This is a genomic window from Bacillus sp. AP50, from assembly GCF_040492675.1.
GTDB lineage: Bacteria > Bacillota > Bacilli > Bacillales > Bacillaceae_G > Bacillus_A > Bacillus_A cereus.
Map to the genome: position 1 here is coordinate 1 of NZ_JBEUTW010000285.1, position 6,360 is coordinate 6,360.

Consider the following 6,360-nt stretch of genomic DNA (forward strand, 5'->3'; position numbering starts at 1 on the left):
CTCAAATATATAATTAGGAAGTATATTACGCTGATAGTTAGAAATATTGACTCAAAGTGCTAACGAGATATAATAAAACCTAGATATACCTTTCAAAAAGAAGAATACATATTTATAGGATGAAAAAATTCAACCTATTATTTTTTATAGCTTTTAGAAAACGCTTACAATTGGTGTGGAGGGGAAACCATGTCTAAGTTCACAAAGTATTTTTTAATGGAAGCTAAAGATGTGATTGCATATGTGAAAGAGAAATTATCTAAGTTTGAACATGCAAAGGGGCTAAAGTGTAAAGAAATAGGTGATGGCAATTTAAATTATGTGTTCCGCGTTTGGGATGAAAAAGAGAACATCTCTGTCATCGTAAAGCAAGCTGGGGATACAGCTCGCATTTCAGATGAGTTTAAGTTGTCGACGAATCGTATTCGCATAGAATCAGATGTTTTGCAGTTAGAGGATGAGTTAGCACCTGGACTTGTTCCTAAGGTGTATTTATTTGATAGTGTGATGAACTGTTGCGTAATGGAAGATTTATCGAATCACACAATATTACGTACAGCACTTATAAATCATCAAATATTTCCGCAGCTTGCTGACGACTTAACTACTTTTATGGTAAATACACTTTTATTAACATCTGATGTTGTAATGAATCATAAAGAGAAGAAGGAACTTGTGAAGAATTATATAAATCCTGGATTATGTGAGATTACAGAGGACCTCGTATATTCAGAACCATTTACAAATCATAATAAGCGTAATGAGTTATTTCCTTTAAATGAGGGATGGATTAGGGAGCATATTTATAGTGATAAAGAGCTTCGTATGGAAGTAGCGAAACGTAAATTTTCTTTTATGACGAATGCACAGGCATTGCTTCATGGTGATTTACATACTGGTTCTGTTTTTGTAAGAGATGATTCTACAAAGGTTATTGATCCTGAGTTTGCTTTTTATGGACCTATGGGATATGACGTTGGGAATGTAATGGCGAATTTAATGTTTGCTTGGGTGAATGCAGATGCAACGATGCCACCTGGAGCTGAGAAAGATACGTATATGGATTGGTTACAAACTACGATGGTAGAGGTAATTGATTTATTTAAGAAGAAGTTTTTAGATGCTTGGGATATTCATGTGACCGAGATTATGGCGAAGGAAGAAGGCTTTAACGAAGTATATTTACAATCTGTATTAGAGGATACAGCTGCAGTGACAGGTCTTGAATTAATCCGCCGTATTGTTGGATTAGCGAAAGTAAAAGATATTACTTGTATTGAGAATGAGGAAGCACGTGCTAGAGCGGAGCGAATTTGTCTTAAAGTAGCGAAGAGTTTTATTTTACGAGCGAATCAATATAGAACAGGTACAAGTTTTGTAGAAACGTTAAAAGAACAGTCAATGCACTACGCGGAGTAAGGGGAGAATATGATGGAAGAGCAATTAATACCAATTCAGTGGAAAGATGATGCTTTAGTTTTGTTAGATCAAACGTTATTACCGAATGAAATTGTCTATGAATCATTTAAAACAGCTGAAAGTGTGTGGGATGCCATTCAAGTAATGAAAGTACGAGGTGCACCAGCGATTGGTGTTTCAGCAGCTTATGGAGTGTATTTAGGGGTAAAGGAATTTGCTGAAAGTACGGAAGAAGGATTTATGGATGAAGTAAGAAAGGTATGTACATACTTGGCGACATCAAGACCGACTGCAGTAAATTTATTTTGGGCACTTGAAAGAATGGAAAGTGTAGCGGCAGATAATATTCATTTATCAATCTTACAGTTGAAAGATAGATTACTAGAAGAGGCAAAAGAAATTCATAGAGAAGATGAAGAAATTAACCGTCAAATTGGAGAACATGCATTAACATTATTCCGTGATGGAATGGGAGTATTAACACATTGTAATGCTGGTGCGTTAGCGACGACTAAGTATGGTACTGCGACGGCTCCAATGTACTTAGCAAAAGAAAAAGGATGGGACTTAAAAATCTTTTCGGATGAAACACGTCCAAGATTACAAGGGTCAACGTTAACGGCATTAGAACTACAGCGAGCGGGAATTGATGTTACTGTCATTACGGATAATATGGCGGCTATGGTCATGTCACAAGGGAAGATTGACGCTGTAATTGTTGGATGCGACCGTGTGGCAGCGAACGGTGATATAGCAAATAAAATTGGAACATTAGGCGTATCTATTTTAGCGAAATACTACAACATTCCGTTTTATGTAGCAGCGCCAACGCCGACAATTGACTTAAAAACACCGACAGGAAAAGAAATTCCCATCGAGGAAAGAGATGCTTCTGAAGTGATTAATCGCTTCGGACAATATTCTGCTCCGAAAGAAAGTAAAGTATATAATCCAGCATTTGATGTTACTCCACATGAAAATGTAACAGCGATTATTACAGAAAAAGGGATTGTAAAGGCACCGTTTACGGAGAATTTAAAAAAGATATTTCAATAAGTAGATAAATATAAAAGTCAGTCATCATAAGCTTCATACTTAGGGGGATGTATATGTTATTACAAAAAGAAAGAGAAGAAATTGTAGCGTATGGAAAGAAAATGATTTCTAGTGGTTTAACAAAGGGAACGGGCGGTAATATTAGTATCTTTAATCGTGAACAAGGTCTTGTTGCGATTAGCCCAAGTGGTTTAGAGTATTATGAAACAAAGCCTGAAGATGTGGTTATATTAAACTTAGATGGTGAAGTAGTAGAAGGAGAGAGAAAACCATCAAGTGAATTAGATATGCACCTTATTTACTATAGGAAGCGTGAAGATATAAATGCGCTTGTGCATACACATTCTCCTTACGCGAAGACGATTGCGTCATTAGGATGGGAGCTTCCGGCTGTGTCATATTTAATTGCTTTCGCAGGACCGAATGTGCGCTGTGCACCGTATGAAACATTTGGTACGAAGCAATTAGCAGAGGCTGCTTTTGAAGGCATGATTGATCGCCGTGCTGTTTTACTTGCGAACCACGGTTTAATTGCAGGTGCAAATAATATAAAAATGGCATTTACTGTTGCAGAAGAGATTGAGTTTTGTGCTCAAATTTATTATCAAACGAAAAGCATTGGGGAACCAAAGCTATTGCCAGAAGATGAGATGGAGAATTTGGCGAAGAAGTTTGAAGGATATGGGCAGCAGTAGAATGAAACAAAGACACCCTCAAGAAAAGATCTTGAGGGTGTCTTTTAAGCTTTTTTAAGCAACAAATACATAAAGTAAGGAGCCCCAATTAAAGCAACGACAATACCTGCTGGAATGCCATTAGGATCAACGATATTTCTTCCAATTGTATCTGCTAATAATAATAGCCATCCGCCGATTAAAAGGGCGATAGGCATGAAGATTTGATGTCTTGGACCTACTAAAGATTTCGCGATATGAGGAGCCATTAATCCGATAAAGCTAATTCCTCCTGTTACGGAAACAGCTGCAGCTGCAAGCGCAACGGCTGCGACTAATAAGTATCTGCGTTCTTTTTCAATTTCAATTCCAACGCCGATTGCGACTGGCTCGTTTAATGCTAAAATGTTTAATCGATTTGCTTTATAGAAAACGAACGGAATTAATACGATTAACCATGGGAGCATTGCTAAAACGAATATCCAGTCATCTCCCCAAATATTTCCGGCAATCCATTTTGAAATAAAGTCTACTTTCATACGATCCGCGGATGAAATAAGGACAATCATCGTTCCAGATAGTGCAAATGCAAAACCGATACCGGTTAATGTTAATCGGATTGGCTGAAGTCCAGTTGATTTACTATAAGAAAATACGTAAATTAGAACAGCTGTCAGAAATGCGCCGATAAATCCAACAACAGGTAGTAAGTAAAGAAATGAACCTACATCTATTGGAAAGTATAAAAAGAAAATAGCAACAGCAACACCGGCCCCAGAGTTAATACCAAGAATACCAGGTTCAGCTAAATCATTTCGAGTAATTCCTTGAAGAATAGCTCCTGATAAAGCGAGAGCCATACCAGCTAATAATGTAATGACAATTCTAGGTAGCCTTAAAGAGTATAAAACAAACTCCTCTTTAAAAGTCCCTTGCCCCATTAATGTTGGGAGTAGTCGATCATAAGATAAAGATGCTGAACCAAGTCCCATTCCAACTACAATGGTTGTGATAATTACTATAAGTAAAGTGAGTATAATGAGACGCTGTTTTCTTAAAATAGATTGCATCATGAGAATGTTTTTCCTCCTTTACGTACAATGAATAGGAAGAATGGTAACCCTACAATCGCGACAATTGCGGCAACTGGTGTTTCGTATGGAGCGTTAATAGTACGTCCGATTGTATCTGCAAGTAGCATAAAGGAAGCTCCAGCAATTGCTGACATTGGTATAACAAATCGGTAGTCTGGCCCGACAATTGGACGTACCATATGAGGTACCATTAAGCCGATAAATGCCATATTTCCGACAAGAGCTACAGACGCACCAGCAAGTAAGATAATAATGATAAATAGAATGGTTTTAATAACAATAATTTTTTGACCTAGTCCAATAGCAACTTCTTCACTGAAACTAAGAACTGTCAATTTTTTTGCTAGTAAGATAGCGATAAAGATACTAATTGAAATGACTGGAATAATAATTTTTAATTGGCCCCAAGTTGTTCCAATTACGCCCCCAGCAGTCCAAAGTGATACCTCTTGTGAAATTTTGAAGTAAATGCCGACTCCTTCTGAAATTGCGAGTAGAAATGCTGAAACGGCAGCACCGGCTAATACAATTCGAAGAGGGGACAGCCCGCCTTTTTTCACCATACCAATTCCAAATACCATAATCGCACCGATTGCAGCACCGATAAAGCAAGCTAATGTTAAGTAAAGATAGCTGATGGAAGGGTTGAAAGCAAGTGTCAGTGCAAGTGCAGCATTTGCTCCACCAGATAGCCCTAGTAATCCAGGATCTGCAAGCGGATTTCGTGTTAATCCTTGCATAATTGCTCCAGAAACAGCAAGTCCAGCTCCTACAAAAATTGCAGCTACTTCACGTGGTAAACGAATTTCTCGAATAATAGATATTTTGTCCCCTTTAGCAGAGGAAGTGAGCGCTAACCATACATCTTTTATTGAAGTATCGGCAGCCCCTAATACCATTGCCACCATAAAAATAAGAAAAAATGCAATTATGCTCAAAATTAGTTTGTATGTAAAAGCTATAGAACGTGGATTGTCGTGATCTTTTGTCATTCGTTTCACATCTTTTCTGTTCATAGAATAAAGGAAGAGGAATTCTTAATTTAAGAATTCCTCATGTTTGTATTATTTACCAAGAAAGCTCTTCTTGAAGAAGTCTAGTTGGAAATCTAGTGTAAGTGGATCGTTGAAATAGAATTCCATCATGTTTGCTTCGTATACGCGATTATTTTTTACTGCTGGGATGTTTTTATATGATTCTGTCTCTTGGAATGAGTTATCAGTATCTTTATTTTTACTTACGATTAAGTAATCACCAGCAAACTCAGGTAATACCTCAGTAGATAATGCGTAGTAACCTTCTTTTAATGCTTTTTCTTTTACTTTTTCAGGCATTTTTAATTTCATTTCTTGGTACAGAATTTCTGTTCCGCGGCCCCAGTTTTCGCCGTATACATAAAGCTGTTTGTTGAAGTTTTCTACAACAGAAACTGTTGCATCTTCACCGATTTTTGCTTTAATTTCTTTACCAGCTTCTTGTGCACGTTTCTTGAAGTCATCAACCCAAGTTTTTGCTTCTTTTTCTTTGTTTAATAACTTACCGATTTCTAAATGCTGTGTTAAGTAATCAACTTTTCCGTAAGTGTATGTTACAGTAGGCGCGATTTTCTTTAACTTATCGACATTTTTAATATTTGATAAACCGATGATTAAATCTGGATTTAGTTCAGCGATTTTTTCAACATTTTCATCTGATACTTCAGCAACATCTTTAAGTTTGCTATCAAAACGTGGGTTTTGTTTAGACCATGAATCTACCCCAACAAGATTTACACCTAATGACATTACGTTACCAGCGAATGATGATAATACAACAACGCGTTTTGGATTTGCAGGAACTTCTACTTTACCATTTTCAGATTGGTATGTAATTGTTTCTGATTTGCTACCTTTTGCATCGTCCTTTTTGTCTGTAGAGCTATTGCTACAAGCGCTCATAACAAGAACGAAAAGGACTGTTAGTGAAATAAATAACTTTTTCATCGTCTTTCTCCTTTAACATAGATGATATGTGTATACAATAATTTGTTTAACTGTAATCTTTTTGAAATAGTAGTGGTAATGCAAAATAATTTATTAAAAATCTTGAATATGAGATTTTATAATATAGTAATAACC

At 36.6% G+C, this 6,360-nt stretch carries 6 protein-coding genes; 3 read left to right on the plus strand and 3 right to left on the minus strand.

Going from position 1 to position 6,360, the window contains the following annotated elements:
- Positions 1 to 189: 189 nt before the first annotated feature.
- Genes mtnK through ABWK52_RS19925 form a run of 3 tightly spaced genes read left to right on the plus strand, consistent with a single transcriptional unit; the run spans position 190 to position 3,170 of the window.
- The gene (mtnK, locus tag ABWK52_RS19915) at positions 190 to 1,419 is read left to right on the plus strand and encodes an S-methyl-5-thioribose kinase (RefSeq protein WP_000033221.1); all 1,230 of its coding nucleotides are present in this window, start codon (positions 190 to 192) and stop codon (positions 1,417 to 1,419) included.
- A gap of 9 nt (positions 1,420 to 1,428) precedes the next feature.
- Positions 1,429 to 2,475, plus strand: a complete 1,047-nt coding sequence (mtnA, locus tag ABWK52_RS19920) for an S-methyl-5-thioribose-1-phosphate isomerase (RefSeq protein ID WP_087947609.1) — start codon at positions 1,429 to 1,431, stop codon at positions 2,473 to 2,475.
- A 53-nt stretch (positions 2,476 to 2,528) separates the two neighbouring features.
- A complete protein-coding gene (locus tag ABWK52_RS19925) occupies positions 2,529 to 3,170 on the plus strand; it encodes an L-fuculose-phosphate aldolase (RefSeq protein ID WP_000926557.1) in 642 nt (213 codons plus the stop codon).
- A 44-nt stretch (positions 3,171 to 3,214) separates the two neighbouring features.
- On the opposite strand, the gene ABWK52_RS19930 is transcribed toward ABWK52_RS19925, so the two are convergent.
- Genes ABWK52_RS19930 through ABWK52_RS19940 form a run of 3 tightly spaced genes read right to left on the minus strand, consistent with a single transcriptional unit; the run spans position 3,215 to position 6,225 of the window.
- Positions 3,215 to 4,222: a FecCD family ABC transporter permease gene (locus ABWK52_RS19930; RefSeq protein WP_000983759.1), complete on the minus strand. Its 1,008-nt coding sequence runs from the start codon at positions 4,220 to 4,222 to the stop codon at positions 3,215 to 3,217.
- A complete protein-coding gene (locus tag ABWK52_RS19935) occupies positions 4,219 to 5,259 on the minus strand; it encodes a FecCD family ABC transporter permease (protein ID WP_001986097.1) in 1,041 nt (346 codons plus the stop codon). The genes ABWK52_RS19930 and ABWK52_RS19935 overlap by 4 nt, the downstream gene beginning before the upstream one ends.
- Positions 5,260 to 5,307: 48 nt before the next feature.
- The gene (locus tag ABWK52_RS19940; protein WP_000732594.1) at positions 5,308 to 6,225 is read right to left on the minus strand and encodes an iron-hydroxamate ABC transporter substrate-binding protein; all 918 of its coding nucleotides are present in this window, start codon (positions 6,223 to 6,225) and stop codon (positions 5,308 to 5,310) included.
- Positions 6,226 to 6,360 lie beyond the last annotated feature (135 nt).